The sequence below is a fragment of the Paenibacillus sp. XY044 genome (assembly GCF_002257645.1).
Taxonomy (GTDB): Bacteria; Bacillota; Bacilli; order Paenibacillales; family Paenibacillaceae; genus Paenibacillus_AQ.
Genome location: NZ_NQMO01000010.1, coordinates 105,614 through 128,374, shown reverse-complemented (window position 1 = coordinate 128,374; position 22,761 = coordinate 105,614). Strand labels below are relative to the sequence as shown.

General features: G+C 49.5%; 21 protein-coding genes. 12 read left to right on the top strand and 9 right to left on the bottom strand.

All coding sequences use genetic code 11. The features are described from left to right. Positions 1–28: 28 nt before the first annotated feature. Genes CJP46_RS30120 through nagA form a run of 3 tightly spaced genes read left to right on the top strand, consistent with a single transcriptional unit; the run spans position 29 to position 2,810 of the window. Positions 29–913, top strand: coding sequence for a MurR/RpiR family transcriptional regulator (locus CJP46_RS30120; protein WP_094599328.1), 885 nt, complete (start codon positions 29–31; stop codon positions 911–913). Then, positions 910–1,638, top strand: a complete 729-nt coding sequence (nagB, locus tag CJP46_RS30115; RefSeq protein ID WP_094599327.1) for a glucosamine-6-phosphate deaminase — start codon at positions 910–912, stop codon at positions 1,636–1,638. Before CJP46_RS30120 ends, nagB begins: the two co-directional genes overlap by 4 nt. After that, the gene (gene nagA / locus CJP46_RS30110; RefSeq protein WP_094599326.1) at positions 1,635–2,810 is read left to right on the top strand and encodes an N-acetylglucosamine-6-phosphate deacetylase; all 1,176 of its coding nucleotides are present in this window, start codon (positions 1,635–1,637) and stop codon (positions 2,808–2,810) included. The genes nagB and nagA overlap by 4 nt, the downstream gene beginning before the upstream one ends. Positions 2,811–2,891: 81 nt before the next feature. Here nagA and CJP46_RS30105 read toward each other — a convergent pair whose 3' ends face one another. Both CJP46_RS30105 and CJP46_RS30100 read right to left on the bottom strand, forming a co-directional pair. Further along, positions 2,892–3,851, bottom strand: coding sequence for a YhcN/YlaJ family sporulation lipoprotein (locus tag CJP46_RS30105; RefSeq protein WP_179281390.1), 960 nt, complete (start codon positions 3,849–3,851; stop codon positions 2,892–2,894). 103 nt (positions 3,852–3,954) lie between these two features. Further along, positions 3,955–4,503 carry a hypothetical protein gene (locus tag CJP46_RS30100; RefSeq protein WP_094599324.1) on the bottom strand — a complete coding sequence of 183 codons (549 nt, stop codon included), beginning with the start codon at positions 4,501–4,503 and terminating at the stop codon, positions 3,955–3,957. 176 nt (positions 4,504–4,679) lie between these two features. Between CJP46_RS30100 and CJP46_RS30095 the strand changes: the two genes are divergently transcribed. The 9 genes from CJP46_RS30095 to CJP46_RS30055 all read left to right on the top strand — a co-directional run bounded on the left by CJP46_RS30095 (position 4,680) and on the right by CJP46_RS30055 (position 15,047). Then, a complete protein-coding gene (locus CJP46_RS30095) occupies positions 4,680–5,600 on the top strand; it encodes an NAD-dependent epimerase/dehydratase family protein (protein WP_094599323.1) in 921 nt (306 codons plus the stop codon). A gap of 551 nt (positions 5,601–6,151) precedes the next feature. Then, the gene (locus CJP46_RS30090; protein WP_306431109.1) at positions 6,152–7,429 is read left to right on the top strand and encodes a nucleotide sugar dehydrogenase; all 1,278 of its coding nucleotides are present in this window, start codon (positions 6,152–6,154) and stop codon (positions 7,427–7,429) included. A gap of 458 nt (positions 7,430–7,887) precedes the next feature. Then, complete coding sequence (locus tag CJP46_RS30085) at positions 7,888–8,862, top strand: NAD-dependent epimerase/dehydratase family protein (protein WP_094599322.1); 975 nt, start codon at positions 7,888–7,890, stop codon at positions 8,860–8,862. Positions 8,863–8,882: 20 nt separating this feature from the next. Continuing rightward, positions 8,883–9,884, top strand: a complete 1,002-nt coding sequence (locus CJP46_RS30080; protein WP_179281389.1) for a glycosyltransferase family 4 protein — start codon at positions 8,883–8,885, stop codon at positions 9,882–9,884. 3 nt (positions 9,885–9,887) lie between these two features. Continuing rightward, the gene (locus CJP46_RS30075; RefSeq protein ID WP_094599320.1) at positions 9,888–10,847 is read left to right on the top strand and encodes a Gfo/Idh/MocA family protein; all 960 of its coding nucleotides are present in this window, start codon (positions 9,888–9,890) and stop codon (positions 10,845–10,847) included. Beyond that, entirely contained in the window at positions 10,844–11,554 is a 711-nt protein-coding gene (locus CJP46_RS30070) for an N-acetyltransferase (RefSeq protein WP_256992600.1), read from the top strand. Before CJP46_RS30075 ends, CJP46_RS30070 begins: the two co-directional genes overlap by 4 nt. A 22-nt stretch (positions 11,555–11,576) precedes the next feature. After that, complete coding sequence (locus tag CJP46_RS30065) at positions 11,577–12,695, top strand: DegT/DnrJ/EryC1/StrS family aminotransferase (protein WP_094599319.1); 1,119 nt, start codon at positions 11,577–11,579, stop codon at positions 12,693–12,695. A gap of 12 nt (positions 12,696–12,707) precedes the next feature. Continuing rightward, positions 12,708–13,412, top strand: coding sequence for a glycosyltransferase family 2 protein (locus CJP46_RS30060; RefSeq protein ID WP_094599318.1), 705 nt, complete (start codon positions 12,708–12,710; stop codon positions 13,410–13,412). A gap of 249 nt (positions 13,413–13,661) precedes the next feature. Beyond that, entirely contained in the window at positions 13,662–15,047 is a 1,386-nt protein-coding gene (locus CJP46_RS30055) for a glycosyltransferase family 4 protein (RefSeq protein ID WP_179281388.1), read from the top strand. 430 nt (positions 15,048–15,477) lie between these two features. On the opposite strand, the gene CJP46_RS30045 is transcribed toward CJP46_RS30055, so the two are convergent. From CJP46_RS30045 to CJP46_RS30015, 7 genes are all read right to left on the bottom strand, one after another. Continuing rightward, positions 15,478–16,452 (bottom strand): glycosyltransferase family 4 protein, encoded by a 975-nt coding sequence (locus tag CJP46_RS30045; protein WP_306431108.1) that lies wholly within the window; start codon positions 16,450–16,452, stop codon positions 15,478–15,480. Positions 16,453–16,690: 238 nt separating this feature from the next. Then, positions 16,691–17,407, bottom strand: a complete 717-nt coding sequence (locus tag CJP46_RS30040; RefSeq protein WP_094599314.1) for a glycosyltransferase — start codon at positions 17,405–17,407, stop codon at positions 16,691–16,693. Then, positions 17,404–18,336, bottom strand: a complete 933-nt coding sequence (locus tag CJP46_RS30035) for an NAD-dependent epimerase/dehydratase family protein (RefSeq protein ID WP_094599313.1) — start codon at positions 18,334–18,336, stop codon at positions 17,404–17,406. Before CJP46_RS30035 ends, CJP46_RS30040 begins: the two co-directional genes overlap by 4 nt. Then, a complete protein-coding gene (locus CJP46_RS30030) occupies positions 18,297–19,148 on the bottom strand; it encodes a dTDP-4-dehydrorhamnose reductase family protein (RefSeq protein WP_094599312.1) in 852 nt (283 codons plus the stop codon). The genes CJP46_RS30035 and CJP46_RS30030 overlap by 40 nt, the downstream gene beginning before the upstream one ends. Further along, entirely contained in the window at positions 19,148–20,131 is a 984-nt protein-coding gene (locus CJP46_RS30025) for a polysaccharide biosynthesis protein (RefSeq protein ID WP_094599311.1), read from the bottom strand. Before CJP46_RS30025 ends, CJP46_RS30030 begins: the two co-directional genes overlap by 1 nt. Beyond that, entirely contained in the window at positions 20,124–21,215 is a 1,092-nt protein-coding gene (wecB, locus tag CJP46_RS30020) for a non-hydrolyzing UDP-N-acetylglucosamine 2-epimerase (protein WP_094599310.1), read from the bottom strand. Before wecB ends, CJP46_RS30025 begins: the two co-directional genes overlap by 8 nt. Further along, a complete protein-coding gene (locus CJP46_RS30015) occupies positions 21,212–22,678 on the bottom strand; it encodes a glycosyltransferase (protein ID WP_094599309.1) in 1,467 nt (488 codons plus the stop codon). The genes wecB and CJP46_RS30015 overlap by 4 nt, the downstream gene beginning before the upstream one ends. Positions 22,679–22,761 lie beyond the last annotated feature (83 nt).

The window sequence follows — 22,761 nt, the reverse complement described above, 5'->3', positions numbered from 1 at the left end:
TTAGTCTTTCATCCAAGGAGGCTTGCGATTGGCACTTTTATTACACGCCTTGGCGCAGGAGCAGGAAAGGCTGTCCCAGCAGGAGCGCCGGATCGCCGATTTCATTCTCTCCGCTCCTTCCGAAGTCGTCCATATGGGGATCAAGGAGCTGGCCGAGCAGTGCGGGACCAGTCCCGCCACCGTGACCCGGTTCTGCAAAGCGTTTCACCTCAAGGGCTACCCGGATCTCAAAGTGAAGCTGTCGGCCGAGATCGCGCATACGGAAATGCAGGAGCGAAGCGGCATGTCGTCCTATCAGGATATCGTGGCGAACAACCCGTTATCCCAAATCGTAGAGGCCATGGAAGCGAATCATCTGGCCTCGATCCGCGACACGACGTCCCTGCTCGACATGGACCGTCTGGCCCAGGCGATCCGTCTGCTCTGCGCTGCCGATCGGATCGATTTGTACGGCGTAGCCACCTCGTCCATCGTCGCCCAGGATTTCTACCAGAAGCTGATCCGGATCGGAAAGAACTGTACCGCTTTTGCTGATTCACATATGCAGATTACTTCCGCCTCGACGTTGTCGGGACGGGATGTGGCGGTGGCCATTTCCTACTCGGGGGAGACGCTCGAAACCATCGATGCGCTGGCCTGCGCCAAAGACAGCGGTGCAGCGACCATTTCGCTGACGTCATACAGCAGCAATACGCTGGCTTCCATGGCCGATATCCCCTTGTTCGCCTCTTCCCTCGAAAAAGGGATGCGCCGGGGAGACATGGCTTCGCGGATCGCCCAGCTCCATCTCGTCGACATCCTGTTTATGGGGATGAACAGCGAGCAGTTCGGACAGTATGTTCCCAAGCTGGAGCAGTCCTACCATAACGTACAGAATTACCGAAAATCCAGAGGAGGTCATCTTCAAGCATGAACATTTATACGTTTAAAAACGAGGCTGATTTTAACGCAACCGGGGCCAGCCTGATCGCCAGCCTGCTGCATACCAAACCGAGAGCGGTGCTCGGCCTGGCGACCGGCAGCACTCCGGTAGGAATTTACGGACGGCTTATCGAAATGTACCAGCAGGGTCTTGTCAGCTTCGCAAAAGCATCCAGCTACAATCTGGACGAATACGTCGGCCTGCCTGATGGCCATCCGGAGAGCTACCGTACCTTTATGAACGAGAAACTGTTCAACCATATCGATATTCAGCTCGAGAATACGCATGTTCCAAACGGCAACGCTGCCGATCTGGAGGAAGAATGCATCAATTACGACGGCATGCTGGAGCAGAACGGCCCGGTGGACCTGCAAATTCTCGGCATTGGACACAACGGGCATATCGGGTTCAACGAGCCGGATGACAGCCTGGACGGCGGAACGCATGTGGCCGAGCTTCAGGAGAAAACCCGTACGGCAAACGCGCGCTTCTTCCCATCGCTGGACGATGTGCCGAAGCAGGCGGTTACGATGGGTGTCGGCAGCATTTTAAAAGCCAAGCAAATCTTGCTGCTCGTTCGTGGCGAAGACAAGGCTGAGATCGTGAAACGCGCGCTGAAAGGACCGATTACGACGCAGTGCCCGGCATCGCTGCTGCAATGCCATCCGAACGTCGTGGTACTGCTGGATCAAGGTGCAGGGAGGTTGTTAGGATGAGTGAAGAACACGTACAGCTCTTGTACGGCAAAGTTGTAACGCCGGCAGGGGTATTGGAAGAGGGATCCGTCGCCATCCAGGACGGCAAGATCGTCTACGCGGGGCTTGCCCGCGATCTGCCGCAGCGCTGGACGGACGCAGCCGCAAGCCATCACAAAACGGACGGATACATCGTTCCCGGCTTTATTGACGTCCACGTTCATGGCGGCAACGGCCAGGACTTTATGGATTCAAACAAGGAAGTGCTGGACACCATTACGGCCTTCCACTGCTCGCAGGGTACCACCTCGATCCTCCCGACGACGATGACCGCTCCAAAGGCGGCGATCGATCGCGTGCTTAAGGAGGTTCATGAGTATACTCAGTATGACATGCCGTACGCAACCGTGGAAGGCGTTCATTTGGAAGGTCCTTTTATCAGCCCGAAATGGCCGGGAGCGCAAAACCCGGAACATATCGTGCTGGCGAATGTTGAATGGCTGGAAGAATGGGAATCCGCGTATCCAGGTCTCGTCCGTCAGGTCACGCTGGCGCCGGAACGCGAAGGTGCGCTGAATGCGATCGCCTGGATGACCGCGCACGGCATCAACGCCGCGCTCGGCCACACGGATGCGACGTACGACGAGGTGGAAGCAGCCGTGGATGCCGGTCTGCGCCAAGGCGTTCATACCTTTAACGCGATGACGCCGCTGCACCACCGCAAGCCCGGAACGGCAGGGGCGGTGCTGAGCGATCCGCGCATTCACGCGGAAATCATCGCCGACGGCATCCACGTGCACCCGGCCTGCATTTCCATCCTGGCCCGTTTGAAGCAGGATAACAATCTCATTCTGATTACGGATGCCATGTCAGCGGCCGGACTTGGAGACGGGGATTACATGATTGGCGATCTTCCGGTTGAAGTTCATGACGGTATCGCTACCTTGAAAGGCCAGCGGGACAGCCTCGCCGGAAGCACCTTGACGATGATTAAAGGCTTCCGCTACCTTATTAACAACGTAGGCCTGTCGATCGAAGAGGCATCCCTTGCCGCCAGCTTCAACCCGGCCAAACGGCTGCGGATCGAAGACCGCACCGGCACGATCGAAATCGGCAAGCAGGCGGATGTCCTGCTGCTGGATGCCCAGCTTGATATTCAAGGCGTTTGGGTCAAAGGACGCAAGGTATTTTAATCACAATTTTAATCATTAAAATGATCTATGTATAAGGGGCTGTCCATAACAAGCTTATGGCAGCCCCTTTTTGCCGGCAATTTACCGATTGGTTGTATCAAAATGATGAACAGGGGCATTGTAATTGGTAGTGCGGTTGCCATTCCCGGCATTCATTGGGAAGATGCGCTCCACCATCGTCGACAGATCGGACATGAGTCCTTTGATCGGATGTCCCCCTTGCGTCTGTGCCGCAAAATTAGATAATCCTTGGACAAAGCCTGGGTTTGCGGATACATAGACGTTCTTGATCGTGTTATCGGTGCTCTTGATCGTATTGGCGATGCGGTCTTTGATATCTGACGTAATCGTGTCGTTGCGGTAATCGCTGTATCCGCCGGCACCCATGCCTTTGTACGTACCGACGCCGTTATCCGTCGTACCTGCCGTACCGTAGGTCGTCATATTGTAGCCATTGTTGCCCGTAATACTTGCCCCTTTGGTCGAATAGTTGCGGATGTTGTGTTGTGCTGCCGCAGCGTTCGGAGCTGCTCCGCTCACTCCCATTTTCGAACGGTTATTGAAGCTGCTTCCATTTGCCGTACCGGCATTGTTAAAGCTGCTTCCATTCATCATGTTGTTTGTGGTGCCGTTGTAGCTTTTCGTGCCGATGTTGCCGCCGGTGTTGCTTGCGGTATCGCGCAGGGACACGGCAACATAGGCGGTATCTCCGGCTACGAGGACGTTGGCTGATTTGACTTCCTTCATGGCCGCCACTTTATCGGACAGCTTTTGCGACAATTGGGCATTGGTCAGGTTATGCATCGTTCTGTGATCGGTGCCCGTGCTGTTCGTATTGTATGTGTAACCTTTCGGACTGATCAAGCCATTCTCCCGTAAGGAATTCACACCAATACGGCCCGTTCTGCCGTTGCCGTCAATGACGTTTTTGGTGCGGATGTTCGTGTTTGCAGGCTCCTTCGTGGCACAACCGGCAACACCGGCCATACTCACGAGCAGGGCTGCCGATACCGAGAGACTAATCGCTTTGGATCGTAGCATGAGTTCATCCTCCATCTCTAATAAGTGTATTGATAACACCGTTTAGGATGACCACCGGCGCTATCCGGTATGCTGAAAGGTTTTGGTATGGCGACAGCCGGATCTACTGCATCCGCTCAAGCTGCAAATAGGCATTTTTGGATACCGAATAAGCTAAAGGATCTCCGCTGCGGAGGATCCATACCTGTTCGGAGTGATCCGGCTCCACTGCGATCAGAAATACCTCGGGCTCCTCCAACTGGCTTAAAGTAACCGTAATGGTGCCAACGATCACTTCATGGCTTAGAGACGAAGCGCGGCGGGTTCCACCGTCCTGCCCCAACTCGCGAAGCTTTCGAAGCCTGGATTCCGCTTGACTTACGGGCAGTTTGCTTCCATTAAGCAACCATCCGCTCCCTAACATGCTCTCTTCCGCCGCAGCCCGTTCCCGCTGCAGTATCCAGGATTGGTTTCTCCCTTCCCACTCCACACTCCAAACCTCTTTATCATTCCACTTGAACATCCCTGTCGGTTCTTGGATCTGCTCTTCACTTGCGGACATGGTTTCCCGGTCCCGATCCGGCGGATTCGCTTCGCGACCCGCCATGAACGTCGCGATAATGACGCCCAAGAGCAGGCACACGGCCGCTCCTATCCTTTTCTTAACGTGCATCGCACATCCCCCATTTACTTGAAAGCATATCGAGATTTTGCACTTCCTTTGCCATCATTTTACCCATCCCTCCCGAGATCTTTGCATCAGCCGCAGAAATGATTGGATCGCCTAATACCGAACGTTTCTCCTCCACATACGATAGTTCATGACCTAAACACACAGGAGGTAGATGCATGAATACGGTTGTCGTGACAGGCGGCGCTGGTTTTATCGGCTCACATCTGGTCCGTCGTCTTGCGTCCCTTGGGCTGCGGGTGCAGGTGATCGATAATCTGTCCACGGGCAGTGCCGAAAAAGTTCCGCCGGAGGCGGTTCTTCATACGCTTGATATCCGAAGCTCCGACGCCTATAAGGCGATTGTTGGCATTCGGCCGAATGCCGTAGTCCATCTTGCTGCCCAGGCTGATGTTCAGCAGTCGATACAGGATCCTTTCCTTGATATGGACATTAACATTGGGGGCACGCTCAACATTCTGAACGCCTGCAGGGAAGCTAAGGTCCGCAAGGTAATCTTTGCATCCACATCAGGCGTATACGGTAACCTACAAAAGGACATCATGACGGAAAACGATCCCACGCTTCCGATCTCCTTCTATGGCCTTTCCAAGCTGGCCGGCGAGCAGTACATTCGTTTATACACGTCCTTATTCGGATTGTCCCATGCCATTCTCCGCTTCGCCAACGTGTACGGACCGGGTCAGACCGCGAAGGGAGAAGGCGGCGTCGTGGCCATTTTTATGGACCGGGTCCACCAGGAGCGGCAGCTGGTTGTCAACGGCGACGGAAATCAGACGCGGGACTTTATTTATGTCAAGGATGTTGTCGAAGCACTGATCGCGGCAAGCAGCCATCCGGAGGATTTGACGCTGCATGTCAGTACCGGAAAAGCAGCTACGATTAACGATTTGGTGTCGTTTCTCCGCAAGTTCCATTCCCGGGAAATTAAAGTGCAGCACGGACCCGACAAGCCGGGAGACATCCGCGACAGCTGCTTATCGAATCAAGAGATTAATCGAAAGCTGCTTTGGAAACCCGTCTATTCGCTGGAACAGGGGCTTCAAGAGACGTATCGAAGCTTTGCCGATAACTTGTAGCTGAATTTTCGAGCCGAATCATTGGACAAACGAGCGAAGGGAACCGTTCATTGTCAGTCGGTTCTTGGTCCTTCAGAGAAAAACACCTAGAACTAGAGCAATATCTTAAGAACTCTCCGCTGATCCCCTTTCAAAAACATCCGTCCCATTGGGCGGATGTTTTACTTACCTGATCTATTTTTTAACTAAATCCCTCGTTAAATGGCCAAAAGCGGGTTTTGGACACATGTCTACCTACTCGTATCGATCTAGCGTTACATACGTTTAGTTTAATAGCCATTCCCGTCACCTTCCTACTCGCCAAGCATGTCTCTCCCTACCGAAAAATCCGGACCTGAACGGACACAGGCCGAGCGGTTAGATCCAGTTAAACCCGGGTTTCGCTGCCCTTGTGGCATCATGTGCGCCTTCCTTATACCGCAAATCATTTGTCCCGGAATCTATGAAAATTCGTGATACTCCACTATTTTTGCTAATTTGGACAATCAACTAACGCAGTTTTAGTTATTTCGCGTACTATGCTATGAGATCGATCAAAGGGAGTTGGAAGAATGATGGAGGATATTCCGAAGTATAAAATCGGCGTTATCGGGCTGGGGTATGTCGGATTACCATTGGCCCGGCTATTTCTTGAGAAGGGACACATTGTATACGGCATCGATGTAGATGAACGAAAGATTAATATGTTACACAAACGTCAACCCTATCTTTCTGATTATGAGAAAGGCGACATTCGAGAACTGTTCAGTAAAAATAGATTTCATATCGGCAGTTCGTTTGATGTGATCGAGAAAGTTGATGTGATCATTATTTGCGTTCCAACACCGCTTGGTGATGACGATCAGCCTGATTTGAAGTATATCATCGGGGCATTGCAAAGCTCGCTTCCGTATTTCCGGAGAGGCCAGCTCGTCGTGCTCGAAAGCTCCACTTTTCCAGGAACGAGTGAAGAGCGAATTAAACCTATTCTAGAGTCAACCGGATTTCTCGTAGGGAGAGATATTTCACTCGCTTATTCGCCAGAACGAATTGACCCGGGATCCAAATGGGAGTTGGAGAAAATCCCTAAGGTTGTTGGGGGCGTCACCCCATCATGTACAACTTTCGCCAAACAAGTATATGGAGCAGTATTTGATCAAGTCGTTGTGGTATCCTCGCCAAGGGTTGCTGAAATGACAAAAATTTTGGAAAACTGTCAGCGTTACGTAAACATCTCGTTTATGAACAGTTTACTGAAATTGTGCGAGAAACTGGATATTAGCCTTTGGGAGGCCATTGAGGCTGCCGGAACTAAACCTTACGGGTTTACGAAGTATTACCCTGGTCCAGGGGTGGGTGGACACTGCATCCCCGTCGATCCCCTGTATTTATTATGGAAGGCAAGGGAACACGACAACGATTTGCCTTTCATTGAGCTTAGCCATCAGGTAAACAAGGATATGCCTGGATATATTGTAGAACGGGTTACAAAGGCGCTGCTTCCAAAAGAGCTTCCTGGGAGTCATATCCTTGTTATCGGCGTAACGTATAAAAAAGATGTGAATGATATTCGAGAGTCTGTTGCCATTCATATCATAGAGCAGCTATTACAGTCTGGAGCCCAAGTAGAATATTTTGATCCTTATGTAGATGAATTGGAAGTTGCCGAAACCAAACTTCATTCAATTGAGCTTACAGCACGAAATATGAAACACTTTGATTGCACGTTAATTTTAACGGATCATTCCAATATTCCTTATGAGACCTTAGTGGCGCATACCCCTATCGTAGTCGATACACGTAACGCCACCAGAGATATAAAGGATCGCAAAAATATCATTTTACTCTAAGAAGAGGACTTATGGTGAAAACTTTGGATAACGCAGCATACAAATCGCCTTATTTGGTCCAGCGCCCCTAGATCCCACTTTCCCCTCCCCATTTCAGATTTCCTAACTTGTCTTGAAGCGAGTCTAACCCCTTCCCCATTCTGAGATATAAAAGATCGCCTACGCTCAGTTCATTGCGTGGTTTTCTTCTCTCGCTTTTCGTGACACCTTGGTGCTTTACCATTTCTCGGTAATTTAGATTGTTGACCAGTACTTCTTACACGAGTGGCCGTAAGATATGTCAAACGGCAAACCATAAAAACATGATTTCAACCTTCCGTTCATTCAACAAAGTACGATGCCAACGTACCATAGGCCCAGATCTTCTATCATTCTCCTTGTTATGAGGTGGCCTGCTCAGATCTTCGCAATTCATTCTGCATTCAAGGAAGGGATCTTGATCACAAGGGGTGTACCTTATGGATATTTTAGTTACAGGCGGCGCGGGGTTCATTGGATCCAACCTGGTGAAGAAACTGTTGTCCATGAATCACAGGGTGTGGTCACTTGATAATCTATCTACCGGCTCTCTTCAATTTCTTAACGAGGTTTTGCATCACCCAAATCATCGCTTTATTCAGGGAACCGTCTTGGACCGCGAACTGATGAAAACACTGATTCAACAGACAGAAGTTGTTTTTCACTTATCCGCAGTACTTGGCGTGAAGAACACGGTGGAACATCCGCTGAAAGTCATAGAAGGCAACATTGACGGTACAAGAAACGTACTGGAACTCGCTTATGAAATGGGGAGAAAGGTCATCTTTGCCTCAACCTCAGAAGTATACGGTAAAAATCGTGATCTGCCGTTTCGTGAAGATTCGGACCGTGTTTATGGATCATCATCCATTCATCGCTGGTGTTATGCGACTGCTAAATCGTTAGACGAGCACATGTGCTTAGGCTATTCTCAGAAAGGCCTTCCGGTTACGATTCTGCGTTATTTTAATGCCTATGGCCCGGGTCAAACGAATTCTCAATATGGCATGGTCGTGCCTCGTTTTATTATGGCGGCTTTGGAAGGCAGGCCGCTGGAGGTCTATGGGAATGGATCACAATCCCGATGCTTTACGTTTATTGACGATACGGTGCGGGGAACAGTGCAGGCATTAAGCTCTAAAGCCGATGGCCTCGTTTTCAATATTGGTTCCGAACAATCGATTACGATCATGCAGTTAGCCGAGCGCGTGATTCGGATGACCGGGTCCTCGTCGGAGATTATGATTAAGCCTTACGAGGAGGCATATGGACCTGGGTATGAGGACATGCCAGCCCGTAAACCGGATTTAACTCGATCCAAAGCGATCCTGGGATATGATCCACAAGTCGGTATTGATCTCGGGTTAGACCGGACGATCAAATGGTATCGGCGGGAGCTCGGAGTACACCGATGAAGGGCAGGAGGGATGCATTAATGTTTCAATTTAAATTTATTATGGATTATTTTCAAGCACAATCAATGTCAGGTCCTTATGCGGAGGCCAATATGCGGGCCAAATGGCTGCCTCGTTTTTGTCCGCCGGATTTACGGATTGCTTTTGCTCCCAATCCGGGGCAAGCGCCCATCTATCCGAATAACGCGTTCCTGATCGATAAATACACTCCCGGCTGGTGGAACCATTTTGTTCAGAACTACACACCGGATTTTCAGGTTTACAAAGGAAAGTATTGGAGCACCGGACCTAACTTCGACCAACACCGTCCGATCGAGCGCTATGTTCCGATGGTTGTCTATTCGGAGTTCCAAAAGCAGTATATGCAGGAGTACAATTACCCTGCTCATCTCATGCATATCATTCCAAACATTGTTGACAGCGAAATCTTTTATCCCAGAAAGAAACGCAAAGAGATTGTGGTCGGATGGGTTGGTCATGATTTGAATGGTCTGTTGAAGGGGCCTGAAGTTATGCCGTTTCTCGCACGAAGGTTCCCGCACATTCGGTTCGAAATGATCATGTCCGCCCCGCCTAGTAATCAGCAAGGCTGGTTAAACGACCATCCCCCGAATCTTTTTATCCGAACAAATGTACCACATAATCAGATGGCGGAAATTGTAGGCAGCTGGCATATCATGATTTGTGGCAGTAAGAGTGAAAATTGCCCCAACCAAATTTTGGAAGCCATGTCTTGTGGTGTTCCGATTATCGCAGCCGCAATGGGAGGCATCTATCATATCGCATCGAACCAACGGCTGATCTTTGACGTAAACTGGGGATCACCGCCTTATTGGTGGCTCCCTGATGCCTTGGAAAAGTACGCCTCCGCCCTTCAAGATCTTCTTTTCAATGATGCTTACCGGAACCACCTATCGCAACTCGCTCTAAAAGATAGTAAACAGTTTGCACCCAAGGCAGTTTGCAAGAAGTGGTATGATTTCATGTATTTATGCCGTGAGTTCGCAGAAAGAGGGGTATAAATCATGCGGGTAGGTGTAATCGGCGCAGGAGTAATGGGTGAAAATCACGTTCGGGTATATACTGCATTATCAAATTACTGCGAACTGATAGGGATATATGACGCTGATCAAAAGCGGGCACAGCATATCTCCGCTAAGTTCCAGACGATGGCCTTCGAAAGTTTGGAGGACCTTCTTGATCAGGTCGATGCGGTATCGATTGCAGTTCCAACTTTTCATCATTACCAAGTCGGCCTGGCTTGTATAGCCAAAGGTGTCCATATGCTGATGGAAAAACCACTCGCTCAAAATATGAAGGAAGGCAAGGATTTAATTAAACGTGCAGCGGAGGCCGGTGTGAAGCTGCAAGTTGGACATATCGAACTGTATAATCCTGTCATTCGGGTACTGCAGCAAATCATTGAGCAGGAAGATGTCGTTGCAGTAGACATTCACCGAATGAGTCCTTTCGAAGCCAGGTGGCAAAACGTCAATGTTGTGGATGACCTGATGATTCACGATATTTACATTCTGCACCATCTGTTTCATACAAGGACCGATGCTGTCCAGGCTGTTGGGTATGCAGATCAGGGAACGATTCGTCACGCGGCGGCTCTCATTCAGATGGACAATGGACTAATAGTACAGGTAACGGCAAGTTATATAACCGAGGAGAAGATTAGAACCATTCGAATTGTGACCAAGACCGCTTTCATTCAAGCCGATTTATTGGATAAACAGGTGCTTATTACCCGTTCGACTCGCTTTTATCAAAGCTCGTTAAACATGAATTATACCCAACAAAATATCGTTGAGAAAATTGCCGTTCCCATACAGGAGCCCTTGTGGCTGCAGCTACTTGATTTTATCACATGCATCAAAAACGGAACGCAGCCCAATGTACCTGGTGAAGGTGGACTTCTAGCCATGGAGATTACAGGAGAAATCACGAAGAAGATCTTAAAAGCGGAGGAGTCCAGATGAGTGAGCGAAATGAGGATTCGACGAACGTGATCTCGACGAATGCGACCATCGGAAAAGATGTCGTACTCGGCCATCATATCGTTATTGAATCGGGAGTCACGATTGGAAACCAAGTCCGAATTGGCCATCATACCGTCATACTTCAAAACACAATCATTGGAGATGAAGTAACGATCGGTAACGGCAGCTACCTCGGTTGTCAACCCTTTAAAAATTCCAAAGTCATTCATCATATCACAGATCAAAAAGGATTAGTAATCGGCAGCGGATCAAGCATTGGCAACGGAACCGTTATTTATGCAGGCAGCCAACTGGGAGAAGACGTTATGGTCGGCGACTTGGCCAGTATCAGGGAACAAACAAAAATTGGCCATTCGTCGGTAATAGGCCGCAATGCAAAAGTGGAATGTCGAACAAAGATCGGAAACCAATGCGTCATCCAAACCGGGGCTTATATTACCGCGGACATGATCATCGAAGACAACGTTTTTATTGGTCCGGAAGTTTCTACTTCGAATGACAAATACATGGAGCCTACAGAGGTCCCTCTGAAAGGGCCACATATTAAGAAAGGGGCCAGAATCGGCAATAACGCAACGCTGCTGCCAGGTATCGTTATCGGGGAAAATGCGATTATCGGTGCAGGGGCAGTCGTTACCAAGGACGTCACGGACGGAAAGACAGTCAAAGGCGTGGCGGCTAAGTGACTTGGAAGGAGAGTCTCTACCCATGAAACCCATTCCTTTATTTGATCCACAATCAGAATATCGGGTCTTACGAAATGAGCATATTCTCGATGCATTGTCCGAGGTTCTGGATAAGGGTATTTTTGTCGCGGGACCTGAGGTGAAGCGGTTCGAAGCTGAGATGGCGCTGCTTACTCAAGCTAAGCATGCTGTATCGACGGCAAATGGAACCGACTCTCTCATCCTCACCTTATTGGCAAACGGGATCGGACCTGGAGACGAGGTGATAACTTCCCCCTTTACATTCTTTGCTACGGCCGAAGCCATTGTACGCGTAGGAGCGACACCTGTTTTTGCCGACATCGATGAACGAACGTATAACCTTTCACCAGCCCACACGGAAGCAAAAATAACGGCACGTACCAAGGCGATCATCCCTGTGCACCTTTTCGGCCAATCCGCAGATATGGACGCGTTTGCCGATCTGGCACACCGTTATTCATTGATTATTATTGAAGATGCATGTCAGGCTATAGGTGCAGAGTATAAAGGCAAACAGGTAGGCAGCTTAGGCCATGCGGCTTGCCTCTCATTTTATCCGACTAAAAATCTCGGTGGCTTCGGCGATGGAGGCATGGTTACAAGTAATGATGGCGAAATGGCAGATCGAATCCGTGTCCTCGCTTTCCATGGGATGGGGAAGCTTAAATATTTTCACGAGGCCGTGGGACTTAACAGCCGGCTAGACGAAATTCAGGCCTTAATGCTGAGAATCAAAATGCAAAAACTAAGCGCATGGACTAAACGCCGCCAAGAACTGGCTGAGCGTTACACGAATCAACTCGCACATCTGAACGATCTCATCCTACCGTATTGCGATTCAGCTTGCAGCCATGTTTATCATTTATATGTCATACAGGTCCCGGATCCAGACAAACTATTACTCCACATGGATCAGCATGGAGTCACTACTGCCCGATATTATCCATGTCCGCTTCATTTACAGCAAGCCTTCTCCTCATTAGGTTATAAGGCGGGAGACTTTCCAGTTACCGAAAAGGTAGCTGAGCATGCGCTCGCACTTCCCGTGCATCCCTTTCTTACCGATGATCAGCAGCAATATATCATTAATAAGCTTGCGGCTTACAGCCACAGTAAATAAGGAGGTCAATACGTGAGATTCCAAAGAACGCCTAATTTGGCCAGTATTGTAATTGGTGCCTATAATGCTTCTCGACATATCGAGGAAACGCTAGATAGCCTTATTCATCAAACCTATCCTCATATTGAAATCATTGTCGTAAATGACGGTTCTACAGATGATACAGATCGAGTCATTCAAAAATGGGTGAAGAAGCATAGAAATCATCCCGTAATAAGAGAAAACAGATTTGTCTATCATCCGTTGCCCTATAATGTTGGCTTTTCCGGTGCGTTTACCACAGGCTATTTCTTAGCTAGAGGCGAGTTCATCGCAACACAGGCGGCAGATGACATCTCGCATCCGGAGCGGATCGAGAAGCAGGTCAGATTTCTGCAGGGGAATACAAATTTCTGCCTTTGCGGTACAGCATTAGCTTGGTTCGAGGACGGGAATTTTGACAAGCAGTACGTCCTCGATTTTGTAAAGTATGGCTATGAGAACATTGCCGGCATATATATGTCTGGCGGGCATTGTGTATGCCATGGGACGCTGATGATGCGGGGCTCATTGTTCGATCTTCTCGGCGGGTTGGAGCGTTATCCGAGAGGATTGGAGACGGTTAGCGAAGACATGTATTTCATTACGCGTTATGTGCTTCAAGGCTATTCGGTTGAGAACCTGCCTGAAATCTTGTATTACTATCGCCGGTATCCGGAGCAAAGGACACAGCAATGATATTGATCTCAAACAGGCCATTTTAGAACTAAGATCCGGGCGTCTTGAAATACAGGCGGCCGGATCATTCATTATTACATATCCGTTAGCCCTGTATTTGTTATGGGTGCGGGAGATTGCTGCTGCCGCCGTACTTCCCGATGGAGACCTAAATTTGCTGTGGGTGAAATGGGTATATGTACGTGAGCAATGGTATGAATAGCTCATATGATATGGGGACGACAGATTAGTCAATCGGGAGATGAACAGATGAGAATATTAATCGCCTGCAGTTGGGCGCTACCTAATGCCGGTGGCGTGAACACGTATGTCAATCAACTGACCAAAGCATTACAACGCGCGGGGCATCACGCTGATATCTTCTCCCCGACGCCGGACGGTCAGGGATTTCGCATCTCCAATAAAGACTTGTTTATAGAAAAGGGAAGGTTGCAATCATTGATTGCCAACCAGACCCATCAATATATGGATCACCATTTGCCTGGTGTTGATCCTTGGATTAAGCAATCCGAGATCGATCGATACTGCATGGAAGCCGCTATCATGTATTTCGGTCTGGCAGAATATGATCTGATTCACGCGCAGGACATCGTGAGCGCCCATGCAATGTCACGTGTTAAACCACCAAACATCCCCTTAGTAACGACAATTCACGGATGCCTCGCCAAGGAAGTGTTTGTTGAATGGACGGATATAGGATTGCTAGAGCAAGATCAAAGTTCTCGCCTATGGCGCTATTGTTCCTTGCGCGAATATCTGGGTACGACCGTTAGCGATGTAACCATTACTCCATCACAATGGCTAAAAGATTTATTGGTTCATGAATTTTCTGTTCCCGAACACCATATTGTCGTTAGCCCTTACGGTATAGATGTGGATGAATTTCAACAAAACATGATGCGTGATGTCACCATAACGAAACCCACCGCAAAGAAAGTGTTTATGTGTCCTGCACGCTTCGATGCTGTAAAAGGGCACATCTATCTGCTGCATGCTCTATCTAAGCTGAGAGAAGAACGCACAGACTGGGTTTGCTGGCTAGTTGGTGACGGATCACTCCGCGATAAATTAAAGCGAACCGTACAGGAACTTGGTCTCGCAGACCACGTCACCTTTCTGGGAAAGCGTGATGATATCCCAGAATTGTTACGCCAAGCAGACCTCATTGTCCTCCCGAGCATTCAGGACAACCAGCCTTTCGCCATTATTGAGGCCCAAATTGCTGGCAAACCGATTATCACTTCTGATGCCGGTGGCATACCTGAAATGGTAAAAAGCGCATCGACTGGATTTGTATTTCGTACCGGAGATAGTGATCAGTTATATGTTTTACTGCGATCTGCCTTAGAAAACCCGGCATTGTTCCTTTCCGTTGCAAATCACGCCAAAGAACAGGGAGAAATATACTGGTCTTTACCTGCAATGACTTCCCGCCTACATGAATTGTATGAGTTCGCACGCAGCAAGTATCTCAATCAAGGTAACGATACTTCTCCACATCATGAACAGCAAAACACCTCAAAAGGAGGAGATGCAAAATGGGGCAACGTTCAAAGAAGAAAGCGCCTATTAGGCATAAGAAAAAGAAGAATACGATTCCTAAGAAGAAAAAGAAGACTTCTAAGAAAAAAATAACAATGGAACGACTTCACAACATAAAACGTCATCAAAGATTGAAGCGCAAAAGACGGAAATACATTCTAAAAAGCATATTTATTAGAAAACAGAAAAAACACAAAAGTAACGATGATTCACCGCTCACACTCGCTTCCATATTTTCATTATCGGAACCCCCTCCATATGAAGAGGAAATCTGGAACCCTATTCTCAAGACACTTCAAGCTAATTCCAGCGACTATAAGATACCCGATATGAGCATCATCCAGACACTTCTAAATGATGATTATGCAACAGCGGGGTGAGTCAGCAGCATTAATAAATTTTCCAAACCAGGGGATTCATCTCGTCGGAACCGGCGCAGTCTTAACAAAATAAGGGCTTACCGTTACCTAACGGCAAGCCCTTATTTGTTTTATTATACATTACTTAGAATAATCAAGTCGCTTCACCCGTTTAAATTCTGGATGCTGTTCAACATATTAATAAAACTTACGCTATACCGATAAGGATTGAATTTCGTCTTAACTAAATGCTGTGCAGCATTCCTAATGCTCTCCCTTAAATCAACATCTTGGATGAGGTTCAATCCCTCGGTGACGGCCTGATGAACATTTCCAAGATTATAGTTCTTTCCTGTAACATTATGCTTGATGGTTATCGCCACTCCATCTGAATTGGATGCTAAAATAGGGCATCTGCAGCTCATCGCTTCCAATACCGATAGCGGCCCTCCCTCCACTTTCGAGGTTGAGCACATCAATCCGCCCGAATCTCCGATCGAAGAATAATAGTACTGCATTTCGTGATTCGGAATATTAGAGTGCATGGTTAGCCGGGAACCCAGCTGCAAGTCGTCCACAACTTTTAAAAACTGCTGACGCTGGTCAGGATCACCCAAATTGGCATCCTCAAACATCCATAGCTGCAAATCGGGTACGAAATGCGTTAGTTGATGGCTTATATACAAAAACTCCCGCCAGTTTTTATTATCGTCTATCCTTCCCAGCCAGGCGATGACCGGGTAGGACAGCTTGGTCGTTTGGCGATAGGTAAACGTCTCCGAATGAATACAGTTAGGAATGATATAGCAGGGGATGTGCGGAAACAGTTCCTGGAATAAAGCAGTGATATGCGGCGTACTGGGATTCATTAAAGCGGATGCGTAAGCATTCACATAGGGAACAGCCTCGGTGAGCTTGCTTCGGGCTACCTCTTTTGGCCCGTAACCCTGAATTTCAAGGACCAGCTTGCCGGTATACCCAAGTTGGCGGAAACGGGGGAAGCTCCCATGATCCGTCGTAACCACGATCACGTCATAACCGCCCGCATCCAGTATTTGCTTGATTTCCGCGTCATCATTGGTAATATAAATCGGAAAATCCGCCCTGTTCTGCATGCCCGCCCCCCAGAAATAATACAAACAGGAGGCCTCGATTCCGTAATTCCTCAGTTCCTGGCAGCGCAAACGATTGATCGTGTCCATCCCGCCGCTAGGCACGTAAAATACAAATAAAACTTTCATTGATTCCTCCTCCCGTCTTTCAGCTATTTATAAACACCGGTATGCGCCGCGTTGTTGATATTGGTAAACAGTACAAGCTCAAACGGTGAATAGTTGGTCATAATATCGTGAAGAACAGCCCACGGGCTGACTGCTTTTATTCCATCATGGCTGCGATTCGGCCGATCACATCATTAACCTTCTGCCAAGTGACCGCACTCTCCCGTTTAATGACTTCCTGATGCCGAAGGGTTCCCATGGCCTCATGCCAGCGGTAGCCGACCAGCGCTTCGTTTAAGTAATGAAACGAAAAGCCGGCCTGAATCGCCCTGCCCCACATTTCCAAATCATGCGTATAAGGAAGGGACTCATCAAACAGCCCGATGTGACAAAATAATTCCTTTCTCATCATGACCGTGCATCCGTTAATTGGGTTGGCCTTGTTCAGAAAGAACCGGTAAAAATCAATCATCCGTTCAAATGATGCGCCCGCACGATCCTTCACAACTTGACTGTTCCTGTCGATGTTGTTGAAATTGGTATGGGAAATCCACGCGTTCCGCTCCAGCATGAATAACACCTGGTTATTGATTTTGTCCCGGTAAAACAAATCGTCTGAGCTCAACCACGCAATATATTCTCCAGAAGAATGGCGGATTCCGTGGTTGAGCGCACTGGCAGTGCCTCCGTTAGCTTTTCCCAGATAATGAATGTAGGGCCGGTAGGGTGCCAATCGTTCGGCATGCTGCGTCGATCCGTCATCGACCACAATGATCTCTATGGGGCTGTAGGACTGCGACAAGGCGCTTTCAACCGCCTGCTCTACATATGGATCGTTGTAAAAAGGAATGACGATCGTAACCAAAGGTCTCATTTGTAATCACCACCACAGGTACGAAAGTATTCGAGAACATCGGTAAGCGATGTTCGGAGTGGAATGGAAGGTTCCCAGCCCAGTCCCTTCATCCTGGGGGCCGTATTTTTCGGACTCTTTTGGCTGGAATTCTCACCTTCGCCCCACTCGATAGGGAATGGCTTCTCAGAAATTTCCTTATAAAGATCGGTAATTTCGCCGAGTGTGTATTCTTTTCCTGACCGGACGGAATAGATCTCTCCGGGTAATCCTCGCTCCAGCAAAACCCAATAAGCTCTAATCGCGTCGCGTACATCTAAAAAATCTCTACGTATGAAGCGGGAGGGAATGCGGAAAGCTTCAGCCGCTTCCCCCCGTTCCCAGGCTGAGATATGCTGCCCTAGCAAACTGCAAAAGCCCCTCGACGGACCGGGGCCTACAAGATTAGACGGCTCTGCCAGCACGATGGCCTGGCCGAACAGCTCCCTCCATGATAGAGCCGCTGCCTTTTGCAAACTTTTGCTCAGGCCATATGGATGAGGCGGCCTAAACGGCGGATGCAGAGGAAATACAAGCATTGAACCGGTGATTAAAATCCGACAGGAAGGATAACGGCGGAGGGCGTTCAGGAGATAGAGCGTTGGGAGCACGTTGGATTCCATATAGAGCAGCGGTTCCGCCCAAGATTCGGGCACCGAGTTTTTACCGGCCAGATGCAGGACATAATCCGGAGCGATGATCCCGACGAGTTTTTCCAATCCGTTCTTGTCAAGGAGATCGCAGGCGTAGTATCGGACACCTTCGGCCTGATCCTCTTCCCTGATATGGCGTACCATCGCGGCAACCTGCAAGCCCTGTCCGGCAAAATACCGGCAGGCATGGCTGCCGGTAAACCCCGAAGCTCCGGTGATTAGAATGACACGCTGCTCAAAGTCGCTTCTCGCATCCATTGTTCCAACTCCTTCAGCATGTCTCGATAAGGAGGAACCTTGTAATTCCAGTCACCTCGGGTCGAAAGCAGCGTCCGGTCCTGAACGGGGGTATGACCCGCAACCACAGTCACATCCCTCAGATTCCAAATCTCCTGGAACGACAAAAGAAGATCGTGCTTGCTGATCGGTTCCGGATGAGCCAGATGAATCAGCCCGGACAATGATGGCGTGAATAATACGGTATCGATCGCTTTTGCCAGTTCCAGCGTGGTTACCCCGTTCCAAAACACGTTGCAGTACCCCGTAACGGTCCCCTGCTGATGCATGAACCAGTGCATTAACCCGATTCCATTCGAGCGGATCTCCGGGCCGATGATGGAGGTGCGGATCGTCAAATGCCCCGGAGCCTGGACTTCCCCGAGCGCTTTGGTCAATGCGTAGACGCTCGTTCCATCGGATATGTCGTTCTCCCGGTAACCTCCGCGCCTTCCTTCAAAAACGCAGTCGGTGCTGATATGAATCAATCTGGCCCCGACTGCATCCGCCGCCCGGCGGAGACGATGCGGCAGAAAGCCGTTGATATGGTAAGCATTGATTTTGTCCTCTTCCGCAAAATGGTTGAGTACGCCGATCGCATTGATGATGCAATCGGGTCTCACGATCTCGACCAATTTATCCACTGTCCCGATATCGGAAGCATCCATGATTAGTCCACCGCTGTTGCGGGGATCCCGGGTCGTGTAAAAGACCTGGTGCTTGCTTTGCAGCTTGAAATAATCGACCAGCATATGGCCTGCCATTCCGCTTGCTCCCAGGATCAACAGCTTCATTATAAGAACCCCCCGCGCTCCAGGATATTGCGGATTTCCTCTTTGTTCATCAGGTGGGTGTTTGATGAGAAGCTGCTGAACGAAACCGGCTGGCAGTGACTGTACCGATATTTCAGGCCAGGTATGTTGAGTGACGGCAAAATGACCAGATATTCTTCGTCAAACACCACGGTCGAAAGACTCTCATAGTCGCTCATCAAAATTTCATGAATTTTCTCACCCGGACGAACGCCGGATTCAACAATTTGAACGTCCTCCCGTCCGGAAGCCTCAATCAATACCTCCGCCAAATCTACGATCCGGCAGGCCGGCATCATCATGACGAAAATTTCGCCGCCGACGCTTTCTTCCGCCGCTTTGAACAGCACGGAGATCGCATCGCGAAGCGTTAAGAAGAAACGCGTCATTTTCATGTCGGTAATGGACACATAACCCTTATTCCGTATCTGTTCCTTGAACACATGCACGACGCTGCCGTTGGTTCCAAGCACATTGCCCCCCCGCACGGTGACGAATCGGGTATCGGTGTGAAGCAGATTCGCGTATACGATCAGCTTCTCACCAATGGCTTTCGTCATCCCGTAAAAGTTGGAGGGATTTGCAGCCTTGTCGGTCGAAATGTAGAATACTTTCTTTACTTTATTTTCAATTGCGGCCTCGATGACGTTCTGCGTGCCGATCACGTTCGTTTTTAATGCTTCATAAGGCTGATCCTCGCATATTGGAACATGTTTAAGTGCCGCCAGATGAAACACGTAATCGATATTTTGGCATGCCGTCATCAAAGCTTCTTTGTCACGAATGTCCCCGATCCGGAAATGCAGCCGGTCATTTTCAAATTCCCGGCTCATTGCGACCTGAGCGGATTCATTCCGTGAGAAAACCACCACTTCCTTCGGAATGAGCGGCAGCAATTGGGCAATCAACTCATAGCCCCATGATCCGGTGCCACCGGTCACCAATATACGCTGATTTTCAAACATGCACGTTCCCTCCAAGCAGAAATTTGACAACCTTATCCGATACATCTTCCACCAGGTATCCCTGGGGACACTGCCACTTTGTGTTCAGCTCAAGCATCAGAGCCGCTGAACCGGCAATCCGCTTCGCATCGACGCCTGATACGATGTTGCTTCCGCAATCCACCGTTTCCGGCCGCTCCGTCGTTTGCCTCATCGTGACAGTCGGTACCTGCATAATGCAGCACTCTTCCTGTACGGTTCCACTGTCCGTTAATGCACAGCAGGCGGATCGCTCCAATTGGACAAAGTCGAAAAATCCAAAGGGTTCATGAAATTCCACCAGAGGGTTCATGGAAAATCCGGAGTGCTCGGCAATCCGCGAAGCGGTCCGGGGATGAATGCTGCATATGATACGACGGCCGTGATTTTCAGCGATCAGGTTCAGTCCCTGCATAATCTGCTCCAGATGCTCCGGCCGGTCCACATTCTCCGCACGGTGCGCGGTGACAAGAAAATACTCCTTCGGCGTAAGACCCAGGGTTTCCAGAATGACGCTGCTCCGGGTCTTGGGCTCGTAATGCTTCATCACTTCATAAATGGGGTTTCCTGTAAGAACGATTCTGCTGCTCGGAAAGCCCTCGGCAATCAAGTGCTTCTTGCTCTGTTCTGTATACGGCATATTAATAGAAGAAATCGTATCGATGATACGCCGGTTCTTCTCCTCCGGAACGTTCAGGTCAAAGCAGCGGTTCCCCGCCTCCATATGCACTACGGGGTATCCGAGCCGTTCGGCCAGAATCGCGCAGAGGGCGCTGTTGGTATCTCCGAGAAGCAGGATTTTATCGGGATTCTCCCGTTTCAGGATAGTCTCCATTTGGGAAAACATTGATGACAGCTGTACTCCCAGTGAAGCAGCACCGTCCTGCAGCACATAATCGGGGCTACGCAATCCAAGTTGGCGGAAAAAGATGCCGCTCAGCCTTTCTGCAAAATTCTGCCCGGTATGCACAAGCACATGGCGCTCGGCATACCGGTCCAGCTTCGGTAGAATGAGACTGAGGCGGATGATTTCGGGCCTTGTACCCAGGATCGTCATCATTCTCATAACTTCAGTCTCCTATTCCAACGTTTCGCTCTCTTCCGTCGTCCAACGGATTTACCCTTCTTGTTCTTCAATCTTCGGAGGGTTTTACCGCTCGCAAATCTTCGTGATCTTTTCGCAGGCCTCTTCAACTTCCTTTTGCGGGTGATCCGGATATAGTAGGATCTTCTGCGGCCGGATCTCCGCGATTTACGGGAGGCATGTGACTTGTCAACCGGAGGCTCCGATTGTACCTGAGGTTCCTCTACGAGCAGGGGGGCTCGGTTTCCGGCTGTCAGCCATTGCGGATAGCATTCGCGCCATTGACTGACGATTTGATCCAGCCTCCGCTGGTAGGCTTCAATTCCGTACAACGCCCTCGCCGCCGCTTCATTGTGCATGCCGATATTCGTCAGAGCAACCGGATCGCTCAGCAGCATGGCAACCTTATCGGCCAGCCCCTGGGCGTCCCCGACGGGTACCGTCAAATGTCCATTGCCTGTACTCTCCATCAGCTCACCGAGCCCCCCGGATGCAAAGGCCACAACCGGTTTACCGCACAGCATGCCTTCCAGCGCGGTCATGCCAAAGCCCTCGGACACCATGCTTGGCACGACCAGAATATCCATCGCACTGTAGGCCGACTGAACCGATTCCACGAACGGGATGAATTGGAATCTCGATTTATATCCAGAAAATCTGATATCCGTTAGACAAGCATCGTAATAACGATGATCCGCAGCCCGGCCGATGATCACAAAACGGCAATCGGGACGGCCGGGGCATAGAGACAACGCCATACGAATAAACTCTCTTAAGCCTTTTTCCGGATGAATAAAAGCGGAAATGTAGCCGATGCACTTATGTTCCTCTTTCAGCCTGAGCCCATTTCGTTCGCTCTGTCTTACTAATTCACCAAAGGAGTGAAGCCGTTCGCTGTCCGAGGATGGAGGGAGCAGGCTGATCGGACTGCTGGTCCGCCCACGGTACGCCCGGGCCGACGCTTCCGAAATCGCAATCATCCAATCGCAGCTGTTCTCCACGATGTTCAGCGCTTCCGTCGTGAATTCGTTCTCTTGCATCACCTCTGTGACCTTCCATACGACTGGGATCCCCAGAGATTTGGCGGCCAGCGCCGGCAGTGCGTTAACAATGGTGTTCGTCAGTACCAAATCCGGTGCGGTCTCTCCGATGAGCTTGACGACTGAAGAATAATCGGGATGGCTGCGGAGCTCAGCGGCGTTCAGCGGCAGCCGGGAGTCCGGGGTATACATGCCGTACAACAGGGGAAAGGACTGAATGATAACCAGCGTGCCCTGCTTTCGGGCCTGGTCCGTCAGCCTGCCTTCGCCCGGAGCCACCAAAATACAATTGAAATAAGATGCCATACAGCGACAGAAAAGCAGCAGCAGTTTCTCTGCTCCTGTAATACTCTTGGTGTTGCTGACATGGGAGAACAGCATTAATTTGGGTTTTGTCATGTCCATGCTTTAGGCCCGCCTGCAGAAATCGTACAGGGGTACGAATCACACCTCCTTTCACCCAGATAATACAAGATATGAGAGGCTAC